Here is a 26,248-nt window from a genome sequence, read left to right on the forward strand (position 1 = left end):
CCGCTTTTTCACCTGAGTTACTTTCTAGCATAAGCTCGAAGCGATACAATGGTAGCTATTTTCGACAATTAAATATCAGGTGGAACATGTCCATAGACAAACAAGACGTGCAAAAAATTGCACACTTGGCTCGCCTCGCCCTCACTGAGGAAGATGCCGTTCAGTACCAACATTCACTGTCCAGTGTTTTATCACTTGTAGAACAAATGCAATCTGTTAATACCGATGGTGTAGAACCACTTTCCAATCCGCTTGAAATGACACAACGATTAAGAGAAGACGTGGTAACAGAAGGCAACCGTAGAGAAGAGTTTCTTGCCAACGCACCGCAAACCGAAGCGGGTCTTTTCCTTGTACCGAAAGTGATTGACTAAACGAGAGCAAACCATGTTCGAACAAAGTATTTCCGTTTTAGCGCAAAAACTGCGTAATAAAGACATTTCCAGCGTTGAATTAACACGCACTTTTTTAGACCGCGTGACAAAGCTTAACCCACAACTCAATAGCTACATAACCATCAGCGAAGACCTTGCTCTACAACAAGCAAAGGCTGCCGATGAACGACTTGCAAACGGTCAAGGCACCAGCCTAACTGGCATCCCAGTGGCTCATAAAGACCTGTTTTGCACCCAAGGCACACTAACGACTTGCGGCTCAAAAATGCTCCATAACTTCGTTCCACCCTATGAGTCTACCGTCACGCAACGCATTAAAGACGCAGGTGCCGTCATGCTGGGTAAAACCAACATGGACGAGTTCGCCATGGGCTCTTCTAACGAAAACAGCTTTTACGGAGCCGTTAAAAACCCTTGGAATCTAGACACTGTTCCAGGTGGCTCATCTGGCGGCTCTGCTGCCGCTGTTGCAGCAGGCCTAGCTGTGGCTGCGACAGGCACAGACACTGGAGGTTCAATTCGCCAACCCGCTTCTTTTTGTGGCATTACAGGTCTTAAGCCAACTTATGGCCGTGTTTCTCGCTTTGGCATGATTGCTTTTGCCTCCAGCCTTGATCAAGGTGGCCCAATGGCAAAAAGCGCGGAAGATTGCGCTCATTTATTACAAACCATGGCTGGATTCGATGAAAAGGATTCCACTTCCTCCGAAACAGCGACGGAAAATTATTTAGCCAATCTAAACACACCATTAACAGGCTTAAAGATCGGCCTTCCAAAAGAATACTTTGGGGAAGGTTTGGATTCGCAAGTTGCTGAAACCATCATGACGGCAGTAAAAGAATTCGAAAAGCTGGGCGCAACAGTGAAAGAGATCTCACTTCCTAATCTGCAACTAAGCATTCCATCCTACTACGTCATTGCACCATCTGAGGCCTCTTCTAATTTGTCTCGTTTTGACGGTGTACGCTTTGGTCACCGCTGCGAAGACCCAAAAGACTTACTTGATATGTACATGAGAACACGCGCAGAAGGGTTTGGAGGCGAAGTCCAAAAGCGTATTATGGTAGGCACTTATGCCCTATCAGAAGGCTACTACGACGCTTACTATTTGAAAGCCCAAAAAATTCGCCGCCTGATCAAAAACGACTTTGTTGCCGCCCTGTCTGAAGTCGACGTTATTATGGGACCAGTTGCACCAACCACTGCCTTTGGCATTGGCAGCAAAACCGATGATCCTGTGGCCATGTATCTAGAAGATATTTACACCTTGTCCGTGAATCTTGCTGGTATTCCTGCCATGTCCATTCCAGCTGGCTTTGTCGACAGCATGCCTGTTGGTCTGCAAATCATGGGCAACTATTTTGCCGAAGCCAAGCTATTAAATGTTGCCCATCAATTCCAGCAACACACAGATTGGCACCTACAAACTCCAACAATGGCAAAAGGAGCGTAAGCATGAATTGGGAAGTTGTTATCGGCCTAGAGATTCATACCCAGCTCTCTACCAAATCAAAACTATTTTCTGGTGCAGCCGTTGGTTTTGGCGCAGAGCCAAACACGCAAACTACATTAGTAGATTTAGGAATGCCCGGCGCATTACCCGTGTTAAACAAAGAAGCGCTGCGCATGGCGGTTATGTTTGGTCACGCCATTAATGCAGAAATTGGCATGCACTCAGTTTTTGCCCGTAAAAACTATTTCTATCCTGACCTACCAAAAGGCTACCAAACCAGCCAAATGGATCACCCTATCGTAGGCAAAGGTTATCTTGATGTAATGCTTGATGATGGCTCTACGTCACGCATTGGCATCACCCGAGCACACCTTGAAGAAGATGCAGGTAAATCCCTGCACGAAGATTTCCAAGGCATGACTGGTATCGACCTAAACCGCTCCAGCACCCCTCTACTAGAAATTGTCTCAGAACCCGACATTCGCTCCGCCAAAGAAGCCGTTGCCTACGTCAAAATGATTCACTCTATCGTGACTTACTTAGGCATTTGTGACGGCAACATGGCAGAAGGCTCTATGCGGTGTGACATCAACTTGTCATTACGACCAAAAGGCCAGGAAGAGTACGGCACCCGAACTGAAATCAAAAACGTCAACTCGTTCCGCTTTATTGAAAAAGCCATTTATACAGAGATTGAGCGCCAAGCCGACATTCTTGAAGACGGCGGCCGAATCATTCAAGAAACGCGCTTGTACGACCCAGATAAAAACGAAACGCGCAGCATGCGCTCCAAAGAAGACGCAAACGATTACCGCTATTTCCCCTGCCCAGACCTTCTACCAATTGAGCTGACTCAGGAATACGTGGATCAAATCAAAGCCAATCTTCCTGAACTACCAAATCAAAAAGCCGCGCGCTTCCAAGAGGAATACAAACTGAGCGAATACGATGCGGGCGTATTATCCGCTTCGCGCGCAATGGCAGATTACTTTGAGCAAGCCAATGAGTTAGTAAAGGACGCTAAGGTGACAGCCAACTGGGTAATGGGTGAACTAAGCAAACTACTCAACCAAGAACAACTTGAAATCACACAATCTCCAGTGAGCGCTAAGGCACTGGGCGAGCTTCTTAGCCGCGTTCTGGATAACACCATTAATGGCAAAACCGCCAAAGACGTTTTGCAAGCCATGTGGAACGGTGAAGGCTCTGCGGATGAGATCATTGAGACCAAAGGCCTAAAACAAGTCACCGACACGGGTGCTATTGAAGCCATGATTCAGGAAATCCTAGATGCCAACGCTACCCAAGTTGAGCAGTACCGTGCCGCCGATCCAGACAAACAGAAAAAAATGATTGGTTTCTTTGTTGGACAAGTGATGAAAGCATCTCAAGGCAAGGCCAACCCTGGGATTGTTAACCCAATTCTAGCCAAGATGTTAAAAGGCTAAAATAAACCTCACCATAAAAAGCGACCTTTTTCATTTCAGACTAAAGGTCGCTTTTTTTTGTAACATCAATCCAGACAAACCATCCATTAGACAAATAAAAAGGCACCATAAAATTTATGATGCCTTTTTTAAACACGTGCTACTTGTTATTTAAGTAAGCTCTCGACAATAACCCGATTCGCTTCAGGGAAAGCATAATTCGCTAAATCCCCCAAAGGAACCCAGCGCACCTCTTGTCCTTCTCGTCCATGTGGCTCACCGTTAAACTTTGTCACAGTGAAAAATACCAATTCAACTTGTTTATCGCCATAATCGTGCGCAACAGTCTGAAAATGCGAAGCATCAAGCGTTTCAATACCACACTCTTCACTTAACTCTCTTGCCAGTGCAGAAAGGGAAACTTCACCTTCTTCGCATTTGCCACCCGGAAACTCCCATAAACCACCTTGATGTTTATCAGAAGAGCGCAAGGCAATGAATACCTGACCCTCACGCAAAACAATGCCTGCCGCCACCCGAACCAACATTAGGTACGATACTCCGCATTAATGGTCACGTATTCATGGGAAAAATCCGTTGTCCAAACCGTATCGGAGGCCTCTCCAGCCCCTAGATCAATCACGATATGGATTTCTTCAGGGGACATCGCCTCTTGACCATGTTCTTCTATATAGCCAGGCGAACGACCACCATCGCGAACAATTTCAAACCCATTGATGTGCAGTTGAACTTTATCAACATCCAACCCTTCAACACCCGAACGACCCACCACAGCCAAGATACGCCCCCAGTTAGGATCAGATGCAAATAAAGCCGTTTTTACCAGAGGAGAATGAGCCACTTCAAACGCCGTTTTCGTCGCATCAGACACCTTAGCAGCACCAACCACCTCTACAGTTACAAACTTCGTTGCCCCTTCTCCATCACGCACAATGGCGTGCGCCAACTCTTGCATAACCTCAGTGAAGGCCAACACAAAAGCTTTAGCAAGCGGAGAATCCAGAGATGTAATCAACTCATTTCCTGCCTTACCGGTCGCCACAGCAATACAAGAATCATTAGTAGACGTATCACCATCAATGGTAATTCGATTAAAGCTCTTGTTAACCACTTCTTTTAAAACAGCGTGAAGGACAGATTTTTCAATAGCAATATCACTAAAAACGTAACCCAGCATGGTCGCCATATTGGGGCGAATCATACCAGCCCCTTTCGAGATACCACCAACCGTAAAAGTCTGGCCTTCAAATTCAAAAGTACGAAAAGAACCTTTTGGCAAGGTGTCTGTCGTCATAATACCTACACCAGCGGATTGCCAGTCGTCAGCCGAAAGATCATCCAATGCCGACGGAATTGCTGTCACAATTTTATCAACTGGCAAAGGCTCACCAATGACTCCCGTTGAAAAGGGTAGGATAGCCTCAACAGGCACGTCCGCCTGGTCTGCAAGAACTCGACACGTTTCTAAAGCATCCTCCACACCAGACTTACCTGTTCCCGCGTTAGCATTACCCGTATTGATTAACAAATAACGCGTATCCGCTAACGCCAAATGTTTCTGACACAAACGCACTGGCGCTGCGCAAAAAACGTTTTGTGTGAATACGCCCGCAACAGACGCCCCCTCACACAGCTCAAAAACCACAACGTCTTTTTTGTTTGGTCTTTTAATGCCAGCTTCAGCAACACCTATTTTCACCCCATCAATTTCAGGGATATTCGGGAAACCTTTCAACCCAACTGCCATTTAGCTTTTCCTTCTTTAAACCAGACGACCGTGACATTGTTTGTACTTTTTACCAGAACCGCATGGACAAGGCTCATTACGACCCACTTTAGGGTAATTTTGAGCCATAGAGCGACCATCATCAAGAGACGACATATCCTCATGGTTCATACTTAACTGGGTTTTTGCCTCTAAGGCACGGCGCTCTTCTTCTATTTTCTCTACTTCTTCAGGGGTTTGAACCTGAACACGAGAAACAATTTGAATCACTTCATACTTAATCTGTTCCATCAACCCTTGGAACAGTTCAAACGCTTCACGCTTATACTCTTGTTTAGGGTTCTTCTGAGCGTAACCTCGCAAATGAATTCCCTGACGCAACATGTCCATTGTCTGCAAGTGCTCTTTCCACAAGGTATCCAGAACTTGCAATAATACTTGCTTCTCAAAGGATCTTAGCGGCTCACCACCTACAATGTTTTCCTTACTTACATAATCGGCAACAAAGGCGTCTAGAATTTTCTGACGTAGTGGCTCTTCGAAAAGCTTGCTATCCTCTTCCACCCACTTAACAACGGGGATTTCCAAGCCAAACTCATTACGTATCTTCTCTTCAAGCCCTGTCAAATCCCATAGATCGTAGACACTCTGTGGCGGAATAAACTCGTCGATCAGACTGGTCACAACATCTTCACGCATCGCAATAATCGCTTCAGAAAGATCTTCTGAAACCATCATATCAAAGCGCTGACGGTAAATAACCTGACGCTGATCGTTAGCCACGTCATCGTATTCTAACAATTGTTTACGAATATCGAAGTTACGCCCCTCCACTTTGCGCTGCGCTTTTTCAATGGCATTGGATACCATCTTATGCTCAATCGCTTCGCCTTTTTCCATCCCTAATGCCACCATCATTTTCTTGATGCGATCAGACATAAAAATACGCATTAGACTGTCTTCAAGCGATAAATAGAAGCGCGATGACCCTACGTCCCCCTGACGACCCGCACGACCACGCAACTGGTTATCAATACGGCGCGACTCATGCCGCTCTGTCCCTATAATATGCAAACCACCAGCGGCCAATACAGCTTCATGACGCTCTTTCCATTCCGCCTTGAGGGCATCAATTTCTTCTTGAGAAGCCTTTTCACCAAGTTGATCAATCTCAACCTGAACATTACCCCCCAGCACGATATCCGTACCACGACCCGCCATATTCGTCGCAATGGTCACAGCACCCGGACGACCCGCTTCAGCAATAATCTGAGCCTCACGCTCGTGCTGTTTCGCATTCAATACATTATGCGGAATTTTTTGCTTGTTTAGGTAATCAGATAACAGTTCAGAATATTCGATAGAGGCTGTACCCACCAAAACAGGTCTTCCTCGCTCCACGTTATCGACAATATCGATCACAATGGCCTCGAACTTGTCCTGAGTTGACATGTAGATCAAATCATTAAAGTCTTTGCGTTGCACAGGACGGTTAGTTGGGATAACCACAACGGGCAAGTCATAAATCTGTTGAAACTCAAAAGCTTCTGTATCCGCCGTCCCGGTCATACCAGAGAGCTTTTCATATAAGCGGAAATAGTTCTGGAAAGTAGTCGATGCCAAGGTTTGACTTTCTGCTTGAATAGTCACTCCTTCTTTTGCCTCAACAGCCTGATGGATACCTTCAGACCAGCGTCGGCCTTGCATTGTACGACCCGTATGCTCATCAACAATAACCACTTCATCGCCTTGAACGACGTAGTCAATATTCTTGTGGAAGATGACATGCGCTTTCAAACAAGCATGGACATGATGCAACAAGGAAAGATTACTCGCGGAGTAAAGACTCTCACCTTCATTCAACATCCCTTGCTCAACCAACCAAGTCTCCACAAAGTGGTGACCAACTTCCGTCAATTCAATACTCTTCTGGGACTCGTCAAAAATATAATGACCAACAATATCCTCTGCCGACTCACCTTCTTTCACTTCATGGCGAGACAATAAGGGGGGCAAGTGATTAATTTTACGATATTGCTCAGAGCTGTCTTCAACAGACCCAGAAATGATCAGTGGTGTACGCGCCTCATCAATCAAGATGGAGTCGACTTCATCCACCACCGCAAAATTTAAATCTCTCTGTACACGGTCCTCAAAACGGAACACCATATTGTCACGAAGATAATCAAAACCAAACTCGTTATTCGTACCATAAGTGATGTCACATAAGTAGGCTGCACGCTTTTCTTCTTTATCTTGTCCTGAGAAAACAACGCCCACACTCATATCCAGGTACTCATAAAGAGGACGCATCCAGTTCGCATCACGCTTTGCCAAGTAGTCGTTGACCGTAACGACATGGACACCCTTAGATGAAATCGCATTCAGATAGACAGCCAGAGTCGCAACGAGGGTTTTACCTTCCCCTGTACGCATCTCCGCGATTTTCCCTTCATGTAGAACCATACCTCCAATGAGCTGCACATCAAAGTGTCTCATCCCCATAATTCGCTTACTGGCTTCCCTTACCACCGCAAATGCTTCAGGCAATATCGAATCTAAAGATTCACCACCGCTAACCCGCTCTCTAAATTCATTTGTCTTGCTTGATAAATCACTGTCTGACAGGTCAGTAAAAGATTCTTCAAATTTATTAATTTGTGTGACTAGTTTTTTAAATCGCTTAACTTCTCGGTCATTCTTTGTACCGATGACTTTCTTAATTACGCTTCCTAACATCTTGAATACATCGCAGCCAATTAGTAATGAAAAGATTCTATCACTTTAATGTGGGACAAAACATGAATTATCAATAACCTAAACACAAAAAAGCCAGACAAAGTGTCTGGCTTTTTTGTGTAGAAGGAGAATTTGCTTAAATTTTAAGCGCTCACCAAAGCAGGATCAACGTAAGAGATAGGGTTTTCTTGCTCCTCATTCTCAAAAACAACGTATTCCCATGCCTCTTGATGCTCAAGAAGAGCAATCAACAATTTATTATTTAGCGCATGGCCAGATTTAAAGGCCTTATATTCGCCAATCAAGCTGTGACCTAACAAATACAAGTCACCAATCGCATCAAGTACCTTATGACGTACCAGCTCATCACGATAACGCAGACCTTCATCGTTCAATACACGGTAATCATCAAGCACGATGGCATTTTCCATGTTCGCACCACGAGCAAGATTGTTGTTTTTGAAGTATTCAAGATCCTTCATAAAACCGAAGGTACGCGCACGGCTGATTTCCTTAACAAACGTCGTTGCTGAGAAATCAAAAGACGTATGTTGAACATCTTCACCAATCGCCGGATGCTGAAAATCAATAGTAAATGACAAACGAAAACCCGAGTACGGCTCCAGAGTGGCGTATTTATCACCCTCTTCAACACGGATAGGTTTCTTAATGCGAATAAACTTCTTCGGAGCATTCTGTGCTTCCAAACCTGCAGACTGCAGCAAAAATACAAAAGGACTCGCACTACCATCCATCAGCGGAATTTCACTCGCACTTACTTCAACGTAGGCATTATCTACACCCAACCCTGCCATTGCAGAAAGTAGATGCTCTACGGTACTAATCGTCACATCACCCTTACATAGAGCTGTAGCGAAGTTTGTTGAGCCGACTGCCCGTGCATCGCCATGTATTTCGACCGCAGGCTCTAAGTCTGTGCGAACAAAAACGATGCCTGTATTCACAGGAGCAGGTTTTAATGTCAAATACACCTTCTCACCAGAGTGAAGTCCCACCCCTGTAGCTCGAATAATGTTTTTTAATGTGTGTTGACGTACCATTAGATTCCTACACTTCAATGACAAGATATATCTCAATTGAGAAATAATATCAATATCGTAATTTTTATACAATTCACCGCTTCAACATTGCTTCTTTTTTTCGCAAATTAAACAAATTAATTAATCAGCTTGTCGACGCAAAAAAGCGGGGATATCCAAATACGATAATTTATCGCTACTCGAAGAAGACGAAGAGTTATTCAATTCTCCTTTGTCCACTTCCGAGCTTTTCTCAACCCCATCATCCTTCTTCACAGCAGAAGGCGTTAATACAGGCTTAGGTGAAGCCGCAGGTTGAACAGAAACCTTCTCTTCAACTACTGATTCAACCTTTACCTTTTCTGGCTGAGAAACAACCGAATCACCTACTGCGCTTTGTACCTCTTCAGCGCTAATCCGACCTTCTAAGCCAGTCGCAACAACTGTCACTCGCATTTCATCACCAACACTTGGATCAATTGCACAACCAATAACAACTGTTGCATCCTCAGATGCATATTCTTCAATAATGCCACCAACCTCGGTGAACTCTGATAAGCCAACTTCCTCGTTGGCTGTAATATTTACTAGCACACCACGTGCGCCACGCAAATTAATGTCTTCTAAAAGAGGATTGTGGATAGCCGCTTCTGCTGCCACTCTCGCTCTATCTTCACCCGACGCAGACCCTGTACCCATCATGGCCATGCCCATTTCAGACATCACGGTTCTAACATCGGCAAAGTCAACGTTGATCAAGCCTGGACGCATAATAAGGTCAGTAATACCTTGTACAGCGTTAAACAAAACATTGTTCGCTTCACCAAAGGCCTTCAGCAAAGAAATATTTTTACCTAATACTGGCAACAATCTCTCATTTGGCACTGTTATTAATGAATCGACATTATCTCGTAATTCTTTAACACCTTCTTCTGCCACTTTTGCACGACGTTTACCTTCAAAGGGAAACGGTTTAGTGACCACCGCCACAGTCAATATCCCTAATTCACGTGCAACCTTAGCAATAACAGGGGCTGCTCCAGTCCCAGTACCACCACCCATTCCTGCGGTGATAAATACCATATCGGCACCTGTTAGCAATTGTGTAATTTTTTCTTGATCTTCTAACGCGGAATCTCTGCCAACAGAAGGATTCGCGCCTGCGCCTAACCCTTTTGTTATGGTTGAGCCTAATTGCAAAGACACACCAGTATCAAAACCAATCAAGGCTTTGGAGTCTGTATTGGCGCAGATAAATTCCACTCCTTCCAATTGACTCTCAAGCATGTGACGGACAGCGTTACCACCGCCGCCGCCAACACCGACAACCTTAATAACAGCATTATCGGATACATTATCATCGGCTAAATCAAAGACGTTCATGGGCTTATCGCTCCTTTATTAATTCAATACCCTTATTAACTACATATAACTCTGAAACCAGTGCTTTAAATTGTGCCATACCTTCGCTGGACTGAAGGAAGACCTAGCTTCTTTTTTTGCAGCCAATACTGATAAATCTCGTTTATTTTGCGTCTTAGACATAGTCTGCGCAGATGGCTCAGTCATCTCAGCCTCTTTGCTTCCATAAGCCAATAATCCAACACTTGTTGAATATATAGGGTTATCGACAATGTCTGACATTCCTTTAATACAATCTGGCACTGAAAGGCGAACTGGCATATCAAATACCTTTTCAGCCAATTCAGCCGCCCCTTCCATAAGAGACGTCCCACCAGTAATTACAATGCCTGCAGGGATTCTCTCTGCATAACCACTGCGCCTTAACTCATCTTGAACCAAGCTATAAATTTCTTCATATCTTGCTTCAACTACTTCGGCAAGGGCATGGCGAGAAATCGTTCTGGGTTGACGATCTCCCACACTTGGAACCTGAATTGCTTGATCACCGCTCGCCATAGACGACATAGCGCAAGCATATTTTATCTTAATGTCTTCTGCATGTTGCGTTGGCGTTCTTAACGCCATAGAAATATCATTGGTCACCTGATCACCAGCGACTGGCACAACCGCCGTATGATGTAGCGCCCCATCCAACCAAACAGCGATATCCGATGTGCCAGCGCCAATATCGACCAAGCAAACACCAAGTTCTTTTTCATCTTCGCTTAATGAAGAATCACTAGAAGCCAGTTGCGACAAAATCACACCATCCACACCAAGCCCGCAACGCTTGATACATTTTTCTACGTTCATTACCGCATTTGCGGCACCTGAAATCATATGCACATTGGCTTCTAAGCGAACACCGGACATTCCTAGAGGATCTTTAATTCCTTCTTGAGAATCGATGTGATATTCCTGAGGTAGAATATGCAATACACGCTGATCAGAAGAAATTGGTACCGCTTGCGCCGCATCAATGACTCGATCAATATCTTCTTGTTGAACTTCACCATTTTTCACGGCCACAATGCCATGGGAGTTCAAACTTCTAACATGACTACCCGCAACACTCACATATACAGAATGAATGTTGCATCCTGCCATTAACTCAGCTTCTTCAACGGCACGCTGGATAGACTGAACAGTCGATTCTATGTTTATAACTACACCGCGCTTCATTCCCTTCGCGCTGTGAGAGCCAATACCGACAATTTCCAAACTACCGTCAGCCAGAACTTCCCCGACTAAACAAATAACTTTTGATGTGCCTACATCTAAACCGACTATCATTTAACCTTCCCAGCACTTAACGCTGTTATAACCATTTCCGTCCATTGTTCAAAAAAGCAACAAACAGGCCAAGTTTTCATTGTTTTTTCCAAGCAACTGCAACACCATGAGGATATCTTGCATCCACAGAACTAATCTGATCTATTCTACCCGATAAATCGGTTTTATACACCGTTATAAAGCGTTGTAATCTTTCTAAAATATCTTCTCGGCCCAGTTTTACCTTAATTCCATTTTTAAAAACGATTACCCACGCCCCACGCGGCTTTAATTGCAAGCTATCAATACGCAATGAGGTTAAAGATAATACCTGACTAATCAAACCAAATTGCTCTAATACCACATCACTTGAATCTTTCGGCCCTAATAATTTAGGAAGCGGCAAATTAGGGATACTTTTAGGCGATATAATCACCGCTCCTGTGGTAATGACTTGCCCATCGTTCCAGTATGCTAGCGGCTCATGTTCGTGCACAACCACCTGCAAGGTATTTGGCCAAACTTTACGAACCTCGACGCTTTGAACCCACTGTGGTGACAACGTCACTGCTTTTATCTGCGAAATAGAAGTGGTTAGCAAGCTTTTACCCTGCAAACTAGCGTAATCTTTTTGTAATTGATCACGAGAGCTGTATTTAAGCTGTCCTTTAATCTCAATAGAATGAATAGCAAACCAGTTTTCCGGAGACTCTTTACCCTGAAAAACGGCTATCACAATCAATAAAATAGCACCAATAAGCGCAGCTATTCTCATCCCTTAATTACACCCAAGCATTTTGTGCAATTTTTTCAACCAATGAGGCATAGTCCAAACCAACATACGCGGCCGCCATAGGCACCAGACTATGGGTAGTCATACCTGGTGAGGTATTTACTTCCAACACCCAAAATTGACCCGCTTCATCGCGCATCACATCAACACGCCCCCAACCAGAACAACCTAATGACTGATACGCTTCCATCGCTAAATTTTGCAGCTCATTCTCGTCATCTTCACTTAAGCCACATGGCAGTAAATACTCTGTGTCATCTGCAATATATTTGGCCTCATAGTCATACAATTCATGACTAGCAGACGCTTTGAGTCCAATAGCAGGATAAGCCACATCATCAATGATGCTCACTGTAAACTCAGGGCCTTTGATAAACTCTTCAATTAAAATATCAGAATCGAACTCAAGCGCGTTCTGCAAAGCCACTTCCAGTTGCTGGCGACTATTGGCTTTATTAATACCGACCGTCGACCCCTCTCTTGAGGGTTTAATAATCATGGGGTAAGACAATTCTTTTTCAATGACATCAACATCGGCTTCATATTCAAACGATAGATACGCTGGTGTTGCCAAGCCAATACCCTGCCAAAAGCGTTTTGTCATCACCTTATCCATCGCCAATCCGCATGCCAAAGGTGAACTTCCCGTATAAGGTTTACCGAGCATATCCAGTAACGCCTGTACATGACCATCTTCGCCTTCACCACCATGGAGCGCAATAAATGCCAAATCAAAATGCGTTTCTTGCAATTGTTGTATAGGTTCAAGCAGTCCCTCTGGGCCGTATAGATCAAGCGTTACCACTTGATAACCTTTTTCCTGCAAGCCATTTGCCACGAGCGGCCCACTTTGTAAAGAGACTTCACGCTCAGCAGAACGCCCACCATAAATGACGGCAATGGTCGCTTCTTCTAATAACATAGCCATAAAGCTAAATCCCACTACTTGCTAAGGCTTTTGAAATCAACCCGATATCACCCGCCCCTTGGGTAATCATCAAGTCGCCATTTTTTAGCACATTAGACAATATCGAACGCAAATCAGACGCATTAGCCACATGAATAGGATCAACGGTACCTCGCTGACGAATACTGCCACACAAAGAGCGACTGTCGGCGCCATTAATAGGCGTCTCACCTGCTGGGTACACATCCAACAACAGAAGGACATCCACTTGCGACAAAACTCTCACAAAATCTTCGTACAGATCACGAGTCCTTGAAAAACGGTGTGGCTGGTAGACCATGACTAATCGCTTCTCAGGCCAACCCGCTCGAATTGCCTTAATTGTCGCTTCCACTTCACTTGGGTGGTGACCATAATCATCAACAAACATGACTTGCGAGCCATCTTCAAGTACCAACGGCGTCTGCTCTTGGAAACGGCGACCTACCCCCTCAAAGCCCATCAAACCAGATTGAATAGCGACGGGGTCCACACCTAGATCAAAAGCCACTGCGATAGTTGCCAACGCATTAAGAACATTATGACGCCCTGGCATAGGCAAGCGTATGTTTAGTGGTTGTTCTTGATCAGGACAGTGCGCCAAAAACTCACAATAACGGCCTGTTTGTACAATATTTGTCGCATAAAAATCCGCTTCAACGTCGATACCATAAGTCAGTACCGGACGACTCAATGAGGGCAATATTTCCCTAACATTCGCATCATCCACACACACCACTGCCAAGCCATAAAAAGGTAAGTTATGCACAAACTCAACAAAGGTTTGTTTTACTTTTTCAAAATCACCTTGGTAAGTATCCATGTGATCTTCGTCGATATTGGTGATAATGACCGTTTGGGGCAGCAAATGCAGGAACGATGCATCACTTTCGTCAGCTTCCGCCACCAAATAGGCACTGCTGCCTAATTGCGCATTTGCACCCGCACTAGTCAAACGACCACCGATTACAAAAGTGGGAGCCTCACCTGTCGCCGCCAACACAGACGCCATTAAACTGGTCGTGGTTGTTTTCCCATGGGTTCCTGCAATGGCAATACCATGACGATAACGCATTAATTCCGCCAACATCTCGGCCCGACGAACGATAGGAATACGGTTTTCTTTTCCCCACTGGATTTCAGGGTTTTGCAAATTAATGGCTGTCGACACAACAATGACATGTGCATCGTGAACATTGCTCTCTTGGTGACCAATATGGATGCTAATACCCAACTCAGCCAAACGATCGGTCACTGCAGAGGACTTTAAGTCAGAGCCTGACACTCGATACCCTTGATTATGTAACACTTCTGCAATGCCACACATACCGACACCACCAATACCGACAAAATGAATATTTTGAATGCGGCGCATTGTGGGGATATCGTACTGAAACTTGTTTCCTATCATTTTATTAACCTTAAACAATTTGCAACTACATCATGAGTCGCATTGGGATGGGCAACTTTTTTGGCCTGCTCTCCCATTTTTACTAATATGGATTCGTTCTCTAGCAAGGGAGCCAATAACTCAATCACCTTGTCACTTGTTAACTCAGGTTGTGGCAATAAAAACGCCGCCCCCACACGCTCTAAATGGCGCGCATTTTCTGTCTGATGGTCGTCTATGGCATAAGGATATGGCACTAAAATAGAAGGTAGCCCGGCTACCGCTAACTCACTTACCGTCATCGCTCCCGCACGGCAAAGCACGATATCAGCCCAATAATAGGCCTGATTCATGTTATCCAAATAGGCTTCTACACGAGCGGATACATTCGCCTTTTTATAAAGCTCTAAGACATCATCATAGTTTCGCTTTCCAGTCTGATGCCACACATCTAGACGCTGAGACAAAGGCCATTTTGTTAACACTTCTGGCATAATATCGTTAATGGCTTTTGCCCCTAAACTGCCTCCAACAACCAAAAGTTTTAATGGCCGAGCCATTGTGTCACGTGGGGCTCGAACATCTTGCGTCAAAATATCAGCGCGCACAGGATTGCCGACATGGATGCCCTGTGGCAACGCCCCATCAAACGCCTGCAAACTAACATTAGCCACTTTCGCAAGCAACTTATTCGTGGTTCCTGCTACGGCATTTTGCTCATGAATCACCAAAGGGATTCCCAATAACTTTGCAGCCACCCCACCTGGCCCAGCAACAAAACCGCCCATCCCTAACACAACGGATGGCTTCTCTTTTTGCAAAAAAGCAAATGCTTGGCCAATTGCGTGTAAAACCCGAAAAGGCGCCGCCAATAGCCCAAACACGCCTTTGCCTCTCACTCCTTTAATAGAAACGGTATGAATCGCAATATCATGCTGGGGAACTAAGGTTTCTTCCATACCGCCTTTAGAGCCCAACCAAAAAACCTCAAAGCCTTTTTCTTTAAATTGTTGCGCACAAGCCAGTGCTGGGTAAATATGTCCACCAGTTCCACCAGCCATAATGACAACACGTTTGATGTCAGTCATTACTCGCCTCAATATTGGTTGATTTGTTTCGCTTTTCGGTTTGTTCATTTTGTTTTGTTTGAGCAGACTCTATACGTTTATTTTCAATGTCTACCCGTGCAATAACAAACAAACTGGCCAAGGTAATAATTAAACTACTGCCTCCATAACTTATTAAAGGCAGCGTCAAACCTTTTGTTGGTAAAAAGCCGGTATTCACACCAATGTTAATAATCACCTGAGCTAAAATCAGAATAGAAAACCCAAAACAAACATAACCCGCAAATGGACGCGATAGAGCCATCGCTTTATTGCCTATTTTGAAGGCACGACTTACCATTACGCCAAATAATAAAATCAAAACAATGCCACCGATTAGTCCCGTTTCTTCTACCCAAATAGAAAAAACGAAATCGGTATGGGCCTCTGGTAAATAAGACAGTTTCTGTACACTATTTCCCAAACCAAGGCCAAACCATTCACCTCGACCATACGCAATTAACGCCTGACTTAACTGATACCCTTCATTAAATGGGTCTGCCCACGGGTCAATAAAATTCATTAAACGCTTCATACGATAGCTTTCTGATATGGCCACTACCCCAAGCATCAAAATAGCGCCCGCCAACAACAACAGAAACTGATAAAGTGGCGCTCCGCCAAGAAATAACAGAGCCATCACAGTACCCAGAAGTACCACAGAAGCGCCGAAATCGGGTTCAAACAATAAAAAAAGCAGGAAAATACTACATAAGCATAAAGGTAAGAAGAAGCCCACCCAACCGCTTCGCACCCGTTCTGCTCGACGCACCAGATAACCGGATACATACACAACCATACAAACCTTTGCAACTTCCGAGGCCTGCAAATTAAACACCACCAAATTAATCCAACGACGACTACCATTTACCGTTTTACCAATTCCTGGTAGCAACACCATAATCAGTAACATCAGTGAAACAGCCATAAGCAGTATGCCCCACTTTTGCAACTGATCCGTTGGCAACGACAGCATCACCCAACCTAACGTTAACCCCATTCCCAAATACAGAATCTGGCGCCACATAAAAAAGGTATAATCGTTATGCTGATCAACCGATATAGAAATAGAGGCACTGGATACCATCACAATTCCCAGCGCCAACAAGGACACAACAGAAGCGATAAAAATGGAATCCACTTGGCTAAACTCACGCCAAGAAACTCGATCAAAAAAACCTAGCAGATTCATAATGCTCTAACCAAGCGGGCAAAATGTTCACCACGAACTTCATAGTTTTTATACATATCCAAACTGGCACAGGCTGGAGAAAGCAAAACAATATCGCCCTCTAGCGCCTCCTGTCGAATCGCCTCAATAATGTCATCTAACGTGTTAAAAAAAGCATATTCAGACGTGTCTAATAAAGCTTTGCTAATAGTCTGTGCATCCTTACCGAATAAATATGTTTTACGCACAAACTCAGCAACAGGGCTCGCCAAGGGAGAAAAATCAGCGCCTTTACCTTCCCCACCAGCAATCAGCAAAATATTCTTTTGCGAAGCATGGCCCAAGCCTTGTAATGCTGCTAACGTCGCCCCGACATTAGTCCCTTTAGAATCATTAATATAAGTGACGCCTTGATGCACTCTGACATTTTCACAACGATGAGGTAAGCCTCGGAAGGTTTTTAATGCCTCTGCGATTCTTAGATCTAGAACATCCTGCCCTAATAACTCAATCATGGCGAGAGCGGCTAAAACATTGGCATGATTATGGGAACCTTGTAGCGCAATATTGGAGGTATGGTATAAACGCTGAACACCTTTGCAGAGCCAAGCTCCATTATCATCGTCGGGTAACATGCCATACTCATTTAAATCTGGGCTTTTAGTGGTAAATGCACGCACAGGCACCCCTTCAGGCAACAATGGCGCCGTCAGAATATCCCGCTTATTACAAACTGCTGCCTTGCATCCTCGATAAACTCTTTGCTTCACTCTTTGGTATTCATACAAATCGTCGTAGCGATCCATATGATCTTCTGACACATTTAGAATACAGGCCAAATCTGCCTTTAATGCAGGTGTAGTTTCAAGCTGAAAACTTGATAACTCAAGTACATAAAAATCCACTCCAGCGCTCAACATATCCAAAGCCGGTGTACCAAGGTTGCCACCTGCAACGACTTTTTTACCACAAGCCTCCAATAGAAAAGCAACCAGTGTTGTCACTGTACTTTTTGCATTTGAACCCGTAATAGCTACATAAGGTGCATTGGTGTAATCACAAAACAGATCAATATCGCCACGCATTGCCACCCCTTTTTGCGCCAATGAGGCAAGCACAGGAGTTTTTAATGAAATGCCTGGACTCACATACAGCTCTGTCACAGGCAAGGTTTCAAGCACAGATAAACCACCCGTAAAAATGCGCTCAGAAGGACACAATGATTTGGCTTGCTCCAACCCTGGTGGGTTCTCGCGAGAATCCACTATATAAAAGTCAATGTTTTGGCTCGCCAAAAAACGTACACAAGACAGCCCTGTCGCCCCTAAACCAACGACCGCTCTAACTCGATCCGATCCAATTAACGACATATCAGCTCCTTATCAGCGAACTTTTAGTGTGGCCAAACCAATTAAGACAAGACAAACCGTAATAATCCAAAAACGTACAATGACTTTTGGTTCCGCCCACCCTTTCAATTCAAAATGGTGATGTATTGGTGCCATTCTAAAAATACGCCTCTTGGTTAATTTATAAGAAGCCACTTGCAAAATAACCGACACGGTTTCCATAACAAACACACCGCCCATAACAAACAACACCAACTCTTGGCGCACCACCACAGCAATCGTCCCCAGAGCCGCCCCCAAAGCTAAGGAGCCAACATCCCCCATAAAAACCTGAGCAGGATAGGTGTTAAACCATAAGAAGCCAAGGCCAGCCCCAACCATAGCAGAGCAGAAAACAAGTAGCTCCCCAGAGCCATGCACATATGGAATCAATAGATAATCAGCAAATTTCACATTACCTGTAAGGTATGCAAACACACCTAAAGCCGCTCCAACCAAGATTGTTGGAACAATTGCCAAACCATCCAAACCATCCGTCAAATTGACAGCATTACTGGTACCCACAATCACAAAATACGTCAAAACGATAAAGAATAGGCCTAAGGGTATCGCTAAGTTTTTAAAGATAGGAATTAAGAGCGAAGTTTCGATAGGCGTTGACGCAATGGAATACAAATAGCAAGCAGCACCGATGGCGATAAGACTCTGCCAAAAATATTTCCAGCGCGCAGGTAAGCCTTTCGAGTTTTTTTCCACCACTTTACGGTAATCATCCACCCAACCGACAACGCCAAACGCCAGCATCACAATCAGTACTAGCCAAATATAACGGTTATGTAAGTCTCCCCATAATAAGGTACTGATACTGATAGAAAAGATAATTAAAGCCCCACCCATAGTTGGTGTGCCAGCCTTACTTAAGTGGGACTGGGGGCCATCACTGCGCACGGATTGACCAATTTGCAAACGTTGCAATAAGGAAATCACTCGATTACCAATTAACAAAGAAATGGCTAAGGCCGTCAAGACGCCCAAAATAGCGCGCAGAGATAGGTAATTGAATACAGAAAAAAAAGTGTAGTATTTGCTCAAGTAATCGGTCAACAAGAGTAGCATGAGAGGATTTATTCCTAATTCATTATAATATCAATCACATTTTCCATCTGAGAAGAGCGCGACCCCTTAATCAAAATGGCATGTGCTTCATTAAGCGACTGAATCACAGCCGCCGCTTCACTATGGTCTTGGCACATGACGACCTCACCACCTGCGTCTTTAAACGCTTTAGCAGCAATCGCGGCAATAGGCCCAACACTCACTAAACACGATACATTTTTTGCTCTTGCATACCGCCCTAGCGAGGCATGTATTTCATCTTGTTGACAGCCTAACTCCCCCAAAGCGCCTAATACTAGCCACGTTTTCTCGACGGGTTGCATGGTCAGCACATCAATTGCTGCTTCCACCGATTTTGGGCTCGCATTGTAACAATCATTAATTAACAAGGCGTTATTTTTTGTTGTTAACCGCTCTAATCGCCCCTTTACCTGAACAGGTGTTCGAAGCGCCTTGACTGCATCAACAAACCCTGTCCCTGTCGCGATCAGTGCCAGCACCACCGCCATACCATTAGCAATCTGGTGCTTACCCGCGCAACCAATTTCAACATCAATCTCCTGACCCTGATAACAAAATACAGCATGACTGGTTTGCGCATTTAACTGAATGTTTTTGGCATACAAATGCGCAGTAGAAGAAAACCCAAATGACAAAACCTGACGCCCTGCCGCCAAACCACACCAGTAATCAAAAAAGCCATCATCCGCATTCAGAATGACCGTTGCCGACTCTTTCGCCCCGGTAATCAGTTCGCCCTTTTCTATCGCGATTCCTTCTAAATTGCCAAATCCTTCTAAATGACTGCCACTTGCATTGGTTAAAATCACCACATCAGCATAAATGCTGTAGGATAACTTTTTGATTTCACCCGGAAAACTTGTTCCAGCCTCAATAACAGCAATATCGTGCTGGGGCATTAATTCCAATAAAGTCTGGGGCACGCCAATTTGATTATTTAAGTTGGCGCGAGTTTTTAACACATTTTGCCCAACAAAAGATTGAGCTAACCAATCTTTTACGGTTGTTTTACCATTACTTCCCGTTATTGAAATAATGCTGCCATGAAATGCATCCCGAACATACCGGGCGATTCGACCATAGGCATCCACCGTATTAGACACTTTCACATAAGGAAGATTGGGCAGTTCCCGATCAGACAAAACCGCAACGGCTCCTTGATTAATCGCGTCCTGAGCAAAATCATGGCCATCGAAGCGCTCCCCTTTGATCGCCACAAATAAAGCCCCCTTTGCAACTTTCCTCGTGTCGGTTACAACATCTGTAAAAAGCCGATCATCTGCCATCAACTGCCCGCCACATATTTCAGCAACGACAGAAAGAGTCATATCGATTAACATAATGCCAAGCCCTTCAACGCTTCTTCTTTATCATCAAAGTGGTGTTTAACCCCTTGGATATCTTGGTAGGTTTCATGTCCCTTACCAGCGATCAAAACAATATCTCTGTTATCAGCACTGGCAATCGCCTTGACGATTGCGACTCGGCGATCCACTTCAACTCGATAAACAGCATGCTCCGATACTCCCTCAACAGCATCACGAATAATTTGCTCAGGGTCTTCTGTTCTTGGGTTATCAGAGGTTAACCAAACATCATCAGCATACTGTAACGCTGTACTCAGCATAATGGGACGCTTACCACGATCTCGATCTCCTCCACACCCAAACACACAAATCACGCGCCCTGGAGAATGCTCTTTCAACGCTTCAAGAGCCACTTTTAATGCATCAGGAGTATGCGCATAATCCACCACAACCGTTGGTCTATTAGTGACACTTGAAAGATCCCCTGCCAATACTTTCTCCATCCGACCAGGCGCACCTTTTAACTCTTTTAGCGCAGAAATAAGCAATGCTTTATTCGTGGACAATGACCATAAGCTCGCCAAGGCAGCAAGGGCATTTTGAACATTGAAACGACCCAATAAAGGTAAAAATACCGACGTTTTACCCTGAGGATGACACAAGATAAACTCACACCCTGCAGGATGAAACTGCAAATCCTTCACATAGAAATCCGCTTTTTCATTGGACTCACTGTAGTAGAAGGTATTCGCCCTATCCGTCACAGCCTCCGCCATAAATGCAGTTTGAGAGTCATCCAAACACAAAACCGCTTGCTCAACGGTCGGAAAAGAAAAAAGACGACGTTTGGCCTGTGCATACGCCTCCATTGTTCCGTGATAATCCAAATGATCTCGGGACAAATTTGAAAACACAGCTGTTTGGAAAGGAACACCGTATAAACGCCCTTGATCAAGGGCGTGTGATGAGGCCTCAAAGGCAACAAAATCAACCCCTTGCTCGGCCATTTGACTCAATAATTGATGCATAGACAACAAGTCAGGCGTGGTTTGTCGAGCTTCTTGAAGCTGGTCCAGCGGCCCCACGCCAAATGTGCCAATCAGCCCACTGGAAAAGCCAATGGCTTGCGCCATCTGTGTAAGATAAAAGCAGATTGACGACTTCCCATTTGTCCCTGTCACCGCCACCAGGTGCTTAGGAGGAAGACCAACCATATGGTATAAACACTTGATTAAAACACTGGCTGGCTCTTCAACATGGATAAGCTCTAAAACCGGATGAGACAAATTAAGGTAACGAGGCACAACCGCCACACGGCCGCCCAATGACGCCACTTTATCCAAATAATCCCAACCATGACTTGCCACCCCCGGAAGGGCAAAAAAGACGCCCGAAGCGTCTATGTTGCGACTGTCTGTTTCTAGATGTGTATAGAAACAATCAGTCGTATTGCCTGTTTGCTCAACAGCTGAAAAACTGAGCAATTGGGCATGCGTTAAATTTTCCATTTAATTACCCTGCGCCACTCTAAAGGGAATTTTTTTGCTATCAACTTTCACTTCTCGTAACCCGTCGGGCATATCGGGTGGAATATTTAATGTTCGCAGCGCCCCGCGCATGACTCGAGCGAACACTGGTGCGGCCACTTCACCACCATAATAGTTACGGCCTTTCGGGTTATGGATCATCACCACCATAACTAAACGAGGATCCGAGGCTGGAGCAATGCCAGCAAAAATGGCATTGTATTCATCATACTGATAACCATCGTTACCCACGACGTGAACCGTACCCGTTTTACCTGCAATTTGGTAACCAGGCACCTGCGCCCGCTTACCCGAACCATGCAGCACTACCCCTTCTAGCATTTTAACAACACTTTTCGCGACCTTTCGTGGAATGACTTGCTTACCTTTCGGTGGGGCATCTTGTTTAAAAATAGTCACAGGAACACGATAACCGCCATTAGCCAACGTCATATAAGCTTGAGCAAGCTGCAACGTCGAAACAGATAGACCATAACCATAAGATAAGGTCGCAAGCTCTGCAGGACGCCATCTAGCGTGTGTTGGCAAAACCCCAGACACTTCACCTGGGAACCCAATCCCAACTGAAGAACCAAATCCTAATGAATGGTCCACCTTCCAAATACTATCTGGAGGCAAAGAAAAAGCGATTTTTGACGCCCCAACGTTACTGGACTTCTCCAACAGCTTTTCTAAGTTAATTTTACCATAGTTACCATCGTCACGAATGGTGAATCGCCCAACGCGTAAATAACCTGGCGACGTATTAATAATGGATTCCGTATTATACTGACCAGACATCAAGGCCGCTGACACCGTAAAAGGCTTCATCGTGGAACCAGGTTCAAACAAATCAATAACCGCGCGGTTACGCAACTCATCATAATCCAAAGTCGAACGGTCATTAGGATTGTAAGATGGCTGATTCACCATCGCCAAGATCTCACCTGTTTTGACGTTTAAAATAACCGCAGAAGCCGATGTAGCACGGTTCTCGGTCACCGCCGCTTTAAGCTCCCGATAAGCCAAATACTGCAAGCGCATATCAATACTAAGCTGGATATTTTCCCCTGGACGCGCCGGAATATCTTGACCAATTGGACGAATGGCATTCCCCGAAAGGTCCTTAATATAACTACGTTTTCCAGGCGAGCCTTTTAATTCAGAGTTATATTCCAACTCCAACCCTTCTTGGCCTTTATCATCAATACTGGTGAAGCCAACCACTTGCGCCGTCATTTCGCCAGCTGGATAAAAACGCTTATACTCTTTACGTTTTGTCACACCAATAACATGGGCGGCCATAATTTTATCCGCTTCATGGGGAGAAATCTGACGCTTCAAGTACATAAAAGAGCGTGTTTTATTGGCTTCGAATCTATTTGTCAACCAAGAGTGACCAACACCCATCGCATCAGCTAAACGATTGATTTCCTGCTCAGGCGTCTCACCTTTTTCGGGGTTTTGATCCATATTCCACAGTTTTTTGGGATTAGCAATCAAAGTCCACGTTGGCGCACTGACAGCCAACGGCTCACCACGGCGATCTAAAATCATGCCGCGTGTGGCAGGGATTGTTTCCGTTCTAACGGCGCGCATCTCTCCCTGATTTTGTAAAAAATCCTTATCAATAACAGTCAAATAAAATAAGCGACCTGCAACGACGGCAAATAAGATAAATGCGATGCCGTATACAAACCTAAAACGCCATTTATCGGGACGGTGATTACCGTTTTCAATACTCATGGTTTAACGATAACTATTTCTTCTTTAGTGGGTGCATGCATATGCAAGCGATTTACCGCCGCTTGCTCTAAACGACTTGGCTGAGTCAATGCGCTTTGTTCTAGCAACAATTGCCCCCATGTCACCTCATAGTTGGATTCATCTTGTTTCAGCGATTGAAGATGTGCGTAATCCATCCTGAAACTGTAAACCTGTTCTACCACCAGAATCGAAACGATGGACAACAGCACAACGCCAACCGAATAAGGCCATGGGGAAAATTGAAATCTAGTCACTGACTCGCTCCAAAACACGCAATACAGCACTTCTAGAGCGGACGTTATCACTAACTTCCGTTTTAGATGGCTTAATTGCTTTACCAATGGTTTTAAACTTAATATCTAAATGAGCATTCTGAATAGGCAAATGGCGCGGCAGCTCTGGGCCTTTAGATTTCAGCTTCATAAAGCGTTTAACAATTCGATCTTCTAAAGAGTGAAAGCTGATGACCACCAAACGCCCACCTACTTTCAATGCCTCAGCTGCCGCTTCAAGCCCTACTTCTAAATCGCCTAGTTCGTTATTAATAAAGATACGAATACCCTGAAAAGCACGAGTTGCTGGGTTTTTACCTTTTTCCCAAGCAGGATTTGCCTCTGCTACTATTTTGGCTAACTGCAGAGTGCTCACAATTGGTGTATGAGCGCGGTACTCGCAAATGGCTTTTGCAATGCGTCGTGAAAAACGCTCCTCACCAAACTGATACATCACATCGGCAATCTCTTTTTCTTGAGCATGGGCAATCCATTGTGCTGCGCTTTCCCCTTTATTTGGATTCATACGCATATCCAAAGGGCCGTCATTCATAAAACTAAAGCCACGCTCCGCATCATCTAGCTGCGGTGAAGAAACGCCCAAATCCATCATGACACCATCCACTTTATCGCCACCAAAAAAGGTCACGATATGGTCGGTCATATTGGCGAAGCTATCCTGAACAATAGAAAAGCGCTCATCCTCCTCTTGTAAGGCTTTACCAAAATCAATCGCCACTGGGTCTTTATCAAACCCCAATAAACGGCCCTGCTTTAAACGATCCAACACCAAGCGCGTGTGACCTCCTCGACCAAAAGTGCCGTCAACATAAAGACCATCCACATTGGTGACCAACATATCAACGGATTCGTTCAGCATGACACTGATATGTTCTGGCACGGTGTCTGTCATAAAGAGATATCCATCATGGTTTCAAGTTGTAAGTTATCTATGGAATCCTGAGATAAGTAATCGTCTCGCTGTGCATCCCACTCTTCCTGACTCCATATTTCAATTTTTTTACCCTGACCCAAGAGAGTCACTTTTCTGTCAAGGTTAGCGAAGTCTCGCAACGGAGCAGGCAACAAAATACGGCCTGCTTTATCCACATCTAAATCCGTTGCATGACCTACAAGTAAACGCTGTAAACGCCGTGCTTGTGGCTGAAAGCTTGGCAATTTATCCAGCTTCTCCTGGATCTGCTCCCACTCAATCAGCGGATACAACAGCAAACACTTAGAAGCCGGATCAATAGTGACAACAACACCTTCGTCTTCGTATTGGGCAAGTTCATCGCGCAAGCGTGTAGGCAAGGACATACGCCCTTTTGCATCAACACTTACATGATGGATCCCACGAAACATTGTCATATCCCACTTAACGACACTTTATCCCACAATTTAACACTATTTCTTTAAAAGAGTAAAAAAAAACCAACCAAATAGGCAAAAATAGACGAAATGATTTTGTAAGGACGACTAATTAGAAGGAGAAAACAGAGAAAAAACAGAAAAGACCCACAAAACGACACTTTTGACATAAAAAGAAGTCTGTTCATGTCAAATAGAGTAGGGATAAGATAGCCAGAAAAGTAAAATCAAAAGAAGCACCGAAATGGCACTCTTCAAATAGAATAAAAGAAGGGAGAAAAACACAAGTTGGCCGATAAGCCGGGTTCTGTCGTGGACAGTCATTCATCTAATACGTACATCACTGCACGTCTTTAGCAACCTACCCGAACTCAGCGCGGGTCACGCCAAAGAGTTCCTATTTGGTCTTGCTTCAAGTGGGGTTTACCTTGCCACGAGCTGTTGCCAGTCGCGCGGTGCGCTCTTACCACACCATTTCAACCTTACCGGCAGTAAACTGCTTAGGCGGTATATTTTCTGCTGCACTTTCCGTAGGCTCACGCCCCCCAGGTATTACCTGGCACTTTACCCTGCGAAGCCCGGACTTTCCTCCCCTCAATAGATTGAGCGGCGACTGCCTAGCCAACTTGCGACGCG

22 protein-coding genes and 1 other RNA gene are annotated in these 26,248 nt (G+C 44.7%); 3 read left to right on the forward strand and 20 right to left on the reverse strand.

Going from position 1 to position 26,248, the window contains the following annotated elements:
- The first annotated feature begins 86 nt into the window (after positions 1–86).
- The 3 genes from gatC to gatB are packed head-to-tail and all read left to right on the forward strand — an operon-like array spanning position 87 to position 3,296.
- Positions 87–374: an Asp-tRNA(Asn)/Glu-tRNA(Gln) amidotransferase subunit GatC gene (gene gatC / locus AC0VYG_RS13510; protein ID WP_475428514.1), complete on the forward strand. Its 288-nt coding sequence runs from the start codon at positions 87–89 to the stop codon at positions 372–374.
- Between the two features lie 13 nt (positions 375–387).
- Positions 388–1,848: an Asp-tRNA(Asn)/Glu-tRNA(Gln) amidotransferase subunit GatA gene (gatA, locus tag AC0VYG_RS13515; RefSeq protein ID WP_475428515.1), complete on the forward strand. Its 1,461-nt coding sequence runs from the start codon at positions 388–390 to the stop codon at positions 1,846–1,848.
- Positions 1,849–1,850: 2 nt separating this feature from the next.
- A complete protein-coding gene (gene gatB, locus AC0VYG_RS13520; RefSeq protein ID WP_475428516.1) occupies positions 1,851–3,296 on the forward strand; it encodes an Asp-tRNA(Asn)/Glu-tRNA(Gln) amidotransferase subunit GatB in 1,446 nt (481 codons plus the stop codon).
- 146 nt (positions 3,297–3,442) lie between these two features.
- Here gatB and mutT read toward each other — a convergent pair whose 3' ends face one another.
- From mutT to rnpB, 20 genes are all read right to left on the reverse strand, one after another.
- Entirely contained in the window at positions 3,443–3,823 is a 381-nt protein-coding gene (mutT, locus tag AC0VYG_RS13525) for an 8-oxo-dGTP diphosphatase MutT (RefSeq protein ID WP_475428517.1), read from the reverse strand.
- Entirely contained in the window at positions 3,823–5,043 is a 1,221-nt protein-coding gene (gene argJ, locus AC0VYG_RS13530) for a bifunctional glutamate N-acetyltransferase/amino-acid acetyltransferase ArgJ (RefSeq protein ID WP_475428518.1), read from the reverse strand. The genes mutT and argJ overlap by 1 nt, the downstream gene beginning before the upstream one ends.
- A 15-nt stretch (positions 5,044–5,058) precedes the next feature.
- The gene (gene secA, locus AC0VYG_RS13535) at positions 5,059–7,761 is read right to left on the reverse strand and encodes a preprotein translocase subunit SecA (RefSeq protein WP_475428519.1); all 2,703 of its coding nucleotides are present in this window, start codon (positions 7,759–7,761) and stop codon (positions 5,059–5,061) included.
- Between the two features lie 143 nt (positions 7,762–7,904).
- Positions 7,905–8,822, reverse strand: a complete 918-nt coding sequence (gene lpxC / locus AC0VYG_RS13540) for a UDP-3-O-acyl-N-acetylglucosamine deacetylase (protein WP_475428520.1) — start codon at positions 8,820–8,822, stop codon at positions 7,905–7,907.
- Between the two features lie 120 nt (positions 8,823–8,942).
- A complete protein-coding gene (gene ftsZ, locus AC0VYG_RS13545) occupies positions 8,943–10,184 on the reverse strand; it encodes a cell division protein FtsZ (RefSeq protein WP_475428521.1) in 1,242 nt (413 codons plus the stop codon).
- 39 nt (positions 10,185–10,223) lie between these two features.
- Positions 10,224–11,498 carry a cell division protein FtsA gene (gene ftsA / locus AC0VYG_RS13550; protein WP_475428522.1) on the reverse strand — a complete coding sequence of 425 codons (1,275 nt, stop codon included), beginning with the start codon at positions 11,496–11,498 and terminating at the stop codon, positions 10,224–10,226.
- A 76-nt stretch (positions 11,499–11,574) separates the two neighbouring features.
- Positions 11,575–12,252 carry a cell division protein FtsQ/DivIB gene (locus tag AC0VYG_RS13555; protein ID WP_475428523.1) on the reverse strand — a complete coding sequence of 226 codons (678 nt, stop codon included), beginning with the start codon at positions 12,250–12,252 and terminating at the stop codon, positions 11,575–11,577.
- A 7-nt stretch (positions 12,253–12,259) separates the two neighbouring features.
- Positions 12,260–13,198 (reverse strand): D-alanine--D-alanine ligase, encoded by a 939-nt coding sequence (locus AC0VYG_RS13560; protein WP_475428524.1) that lies wholly within the window; start codon positions 13,196–13,198, stop codon positions 12,260–12,262.
- A gap of 4 nt (positions 13,199–13,202) precedes the next feature.
- A complete protein-coding gene (gene murC, locus AC0VYG_RS13565; protein WP_475428525.1) occupies positions 13,203–14,627 on the reverse strand; it encodes a UDP-N-acetylmuramate--L-alanine ligase in 1,425 nt (474 codons plus the stop codon).
- A complete protein-coding gene (gene murG, locus AC0VYG_RS13570) occupies positions 14,624–15,694 on the reverse strand; it encodes an undecaprenyldiphospho-muramoylpentapeptide beta-N-acetylglucosaminyltransferase (protein WP_475428526.1) in 1,071 nt (356 codons plus the stop codon). Before murG ends, murC begins: the two co-directional genes overlap by 4 nt.
- Positions 15,687–16,904 (reverse strand): putative lipid II flippase FtsW, encoded by a 1,218-nt coding sequence (gene ftsW / locus AC0VYG_RS13575; RefSeq protein ID WP_475428527.1) that lies wholly within the window; start codon positions 16,902–16,904, stop codon positions 15,687–15,689. The genes murG and ftsW overlap by 8 nt, the downstream gene beginning before the upstream one ends.
- On the reverse strand, positions 16,901–18,253 hold the full coding sequence (gene murD / locus AC0VYG_RS13580; protein ID WP_475428528.1) for a UDP-N-acetylmuramoyl-L-alanine--D-glutamate ligase: 1,353 nt from the start codon (positions 18,251–18,253) through the stop codon (positions 16,901–16,903). Before murD ends, ftsW begins: the two co-directional genes overlap by 4 nt.
- Positions 18,254–18,265: 12 nt before the next feature.
- A complete protein-coding gene (gene mraY, locus AC0VYG_RS13585; protein ID WP_475428529.1) occupies positions 18,266–19,348 on the reverse strand; it encodes a phospho-N-acetylmuramoyl-pentapeptide-transferase in 1,083 nt (360 codons plus the stop codon).
- Between the two features lie 14 nt (positions 19,349–19,362).
- Positions 19,363–20,709 carry a UDP-N-acetylmuramoyl-tripeptide--D-alanyl-D-alanine ligase gene (locus AC0VYG_RS13590; RefSeq protein WP_475428530.1) on the reverse strand — a complete coding sequence of 449 codons (1,347 nt, stop codon included), beginning with the start codon at positions 20,707–20,709 and terminating at the stop codon, positions 19,363–19,365.
- On the reverse strand, positions 20,703–22,184 hold the full coding sequence (locus AC0VYG_RS13595; RefSeq protein ID WP_475428531.1) for a UDP-N-acetylmuramoyl-L-alanyl-D-glutamate--2,6-diaminopimelate ligase: 1,482 nt from the start codon (positions 22,182–22,184) through the stop codon (positions 20,703–20,705). Before AC0VYG_RS13595 ends, AC0VYG_RS13590 begins: the two co-directional genes overlap by 7 nt.
- Complete coding sequence (locus tag AC0VYG_RS13600; RefSeq protein ID WP_475428532.1) at positions 22,185–23,948, reverse strand: peptidoglycan D,D-transpeptidase FtsI family protein; 1,764 nt, start codon at positions 23,946–23,948, stop codon at positions 22,185–22,187.
- Complete coding sequence (gene ftsL, locus AC0VYG_RS13605; RefSeq protein WP_475428533.1) at positions 23,945–24,223, reverse strand: cell division protein FtsL; 279 nt, start codon at positions 24,221–24,223, stop codon at positions 23,945–23,947. The genes AC0VYG_RS13600 and ftsL overlap by 4 nt, the downstream gene beginning before the upstream one ends.
- Entirely contained in the window at positions 24,216–25,154 is a 939-nt protein-coding gene (gene rsmH, locus AC0VYG_RS13610) for a 16S rRNA (cytosine(1402)-N(4))-methyltransferase RsmH (RefSeq protein WP_475428534.1), read from the reverse strand. Before rsmH ends, ftsL begins: the two co-directional genes overlap by 8 nt.
- Positions 25,151–25,606 (reverse strand): division/cell wall cluster transcriptional repressor MraZ, encoded by a 456-nt coding sequence (gene mraZ, locus AC0VYG_RS13615; RefSeq protein WP_067015808.1) that lies wholly within the window; start codon positions 25,604–25,606, stop codon positions 25,151–25,153. Before mraZ ends, rsmH begins: the two co-directional genes overlap by 4 nt.
- Before the next feature lie 286 nt (positions 25,607–25,892).
- Positions 25,893–26,241: RNase P RNA component class A (gene rnpB / locus AC0VYG_RS13620), an RNA gene on the reverse strand.
- Between the last annotated feature and the right edge of the window lie 7 nt (positions 26,242–26,248).

It is taken from the genome of Marinomonas sp. 63XJN7_7_ISO-PGPR-S23-202, from assembly GCF_056173505.1.

Bases quoted from the DNA above. Each gene is read 5' to 3' on its own strand.
- mutT (WP_475428517.1), bottom strand. From the start codon at position 3,823: ATGTTGGTTCGGGTGGCGGCAGGCATTGTTTTGCGTGAGGGTCAGGTA.
- murC (WP_475428525.1), bottom strand. From the start codon at position 14,627: ATGATAGGAAACAAGTTTCAGTACGATATCCCCACAATGCGCCGCATT.
- ftsZ (WP_475428521.1), bottom strand. From the start codon at position 10,184: ATGAACGTCTTTGATTTAGCCGATGATAATGTATCCGATAATGCTGTT.
- AC0VYG_RS13600 (WP_475428532.1), bottom strand. From the start codon at position 23,948: ATGAGTATTGAAAACGGTAATCACCGTCCCGATAAATGGCGTTTTAGG.
- AC0VYG_RS13560 (WP_475428524.1), bottom strand. From the start codon at position 13,198: ATGGCTATGTTATTAGAAGAAGCGACCATTGCCGTCATTTATGGTGGG.
- ftsA (WP_475428522.1), bottom strand. From the start codon at position 11,498: ATGATAGTCGGTTTAGATGTAGGCACATCAAAAGTTATTTGTTTAGTC.
- mraZ (WP_067015808.1), bottom strand. From the start codon at position 25,606: ATGTTTCGTGGGATCCATCATGTAAGTGTTGATGCAAAAGGGCGTATG.
- gatB (WP_475428516.1), top strand. From the start codon at position 1,851: ATGAATTGGGAAGTTGTTATCGGCCTAGAGATTCATACCCAGCTCTCT.
- secA (WP_475428519.1), bottom strand. From the start codon at position 7,761: ATGTTAGGAAGCGTAATTAAGAAAGTCATCGGTACAAAGAATGACCGA.
- lpxC (WP_475428520.1), bottom strand. From the start codon at position 8,822: ATGGTACGTCAACACACATTAAAAAACATTATTCGAGCTACAGGGGTG.
- AC0VYG_RS13595 (WP_475428531.1), bottom strand. From the start codon at position 22,184: ATGGAAAATTTAACGCATGCCCAATTGCTCAGTTTTTCAGCTGTTGAG.
- murG (WP_475428526.1), bottom strand. From the start codon at position 15,694: ATGACTGACATCAAACGTGTTGTCATTATGGCTGGTGGAACTGGTGGA.
- AC0VYG_RS13590 (WP_475428530.1), bottom strand. From the start codon at position 20,709: ATGTTAATCGATATGACTCTTTCTGTCGTTGCTGAAATATGTGGCGGG.
- AC0VYG_RS13555 (WP_475428523.1), bottom strand. From the start codon at position 12,252: ATGAGAATAGCTGCGCTTATTGGTGCTATTTTATTGATTGTGATAGCC.
- mraY (WP_475428529.1), bottom strand. From the start codon at position 19,348: ATGCTACTCTTGTTGACCGATTACTTGAGCAAATACTACACTTTTTTT.
- gatC (WP_475428514.1), top strand. From the start codon at position 87: ATGTCCATAGACAAACAAGACGTGCAAAAAATTGCACACTTGGCTCGC.
- argJ (WP_475428518.1), bottom strand. From the start codon at position 5,043: ATGGCAGTTGGGTTGAAAGGTTTCCCGAATATCCCTGAAATTGATGGG.
- ftsW (WP_475428527.1), bottom strand. From the start codon at position 16,904: ATGAATCTGCTAGGTTTTTTTGATCGAGTTTCTTGGCGTGAGTTTAGC.
- gatA (WP_475428515.1), top strand. From the start codon at position 388: ATGTTCGAACAAAGTATTTCCGTTTTAGCGCAAAAACTGCGTAATAAA.
- murD (WP_475428528.1), bottom strand. From the start codon at position 18,253: ATGTCGTTAATTGGATCGGATCGAGTTAGAGCGGTCGTTGGTTTAGGG.
- rsmH (WP_475428534.1), bottom strand. From the start codon at position 25,154: ATGACAGACACCGTGCCAGAACATATCAGTGTCATGCTGAACGAATCC.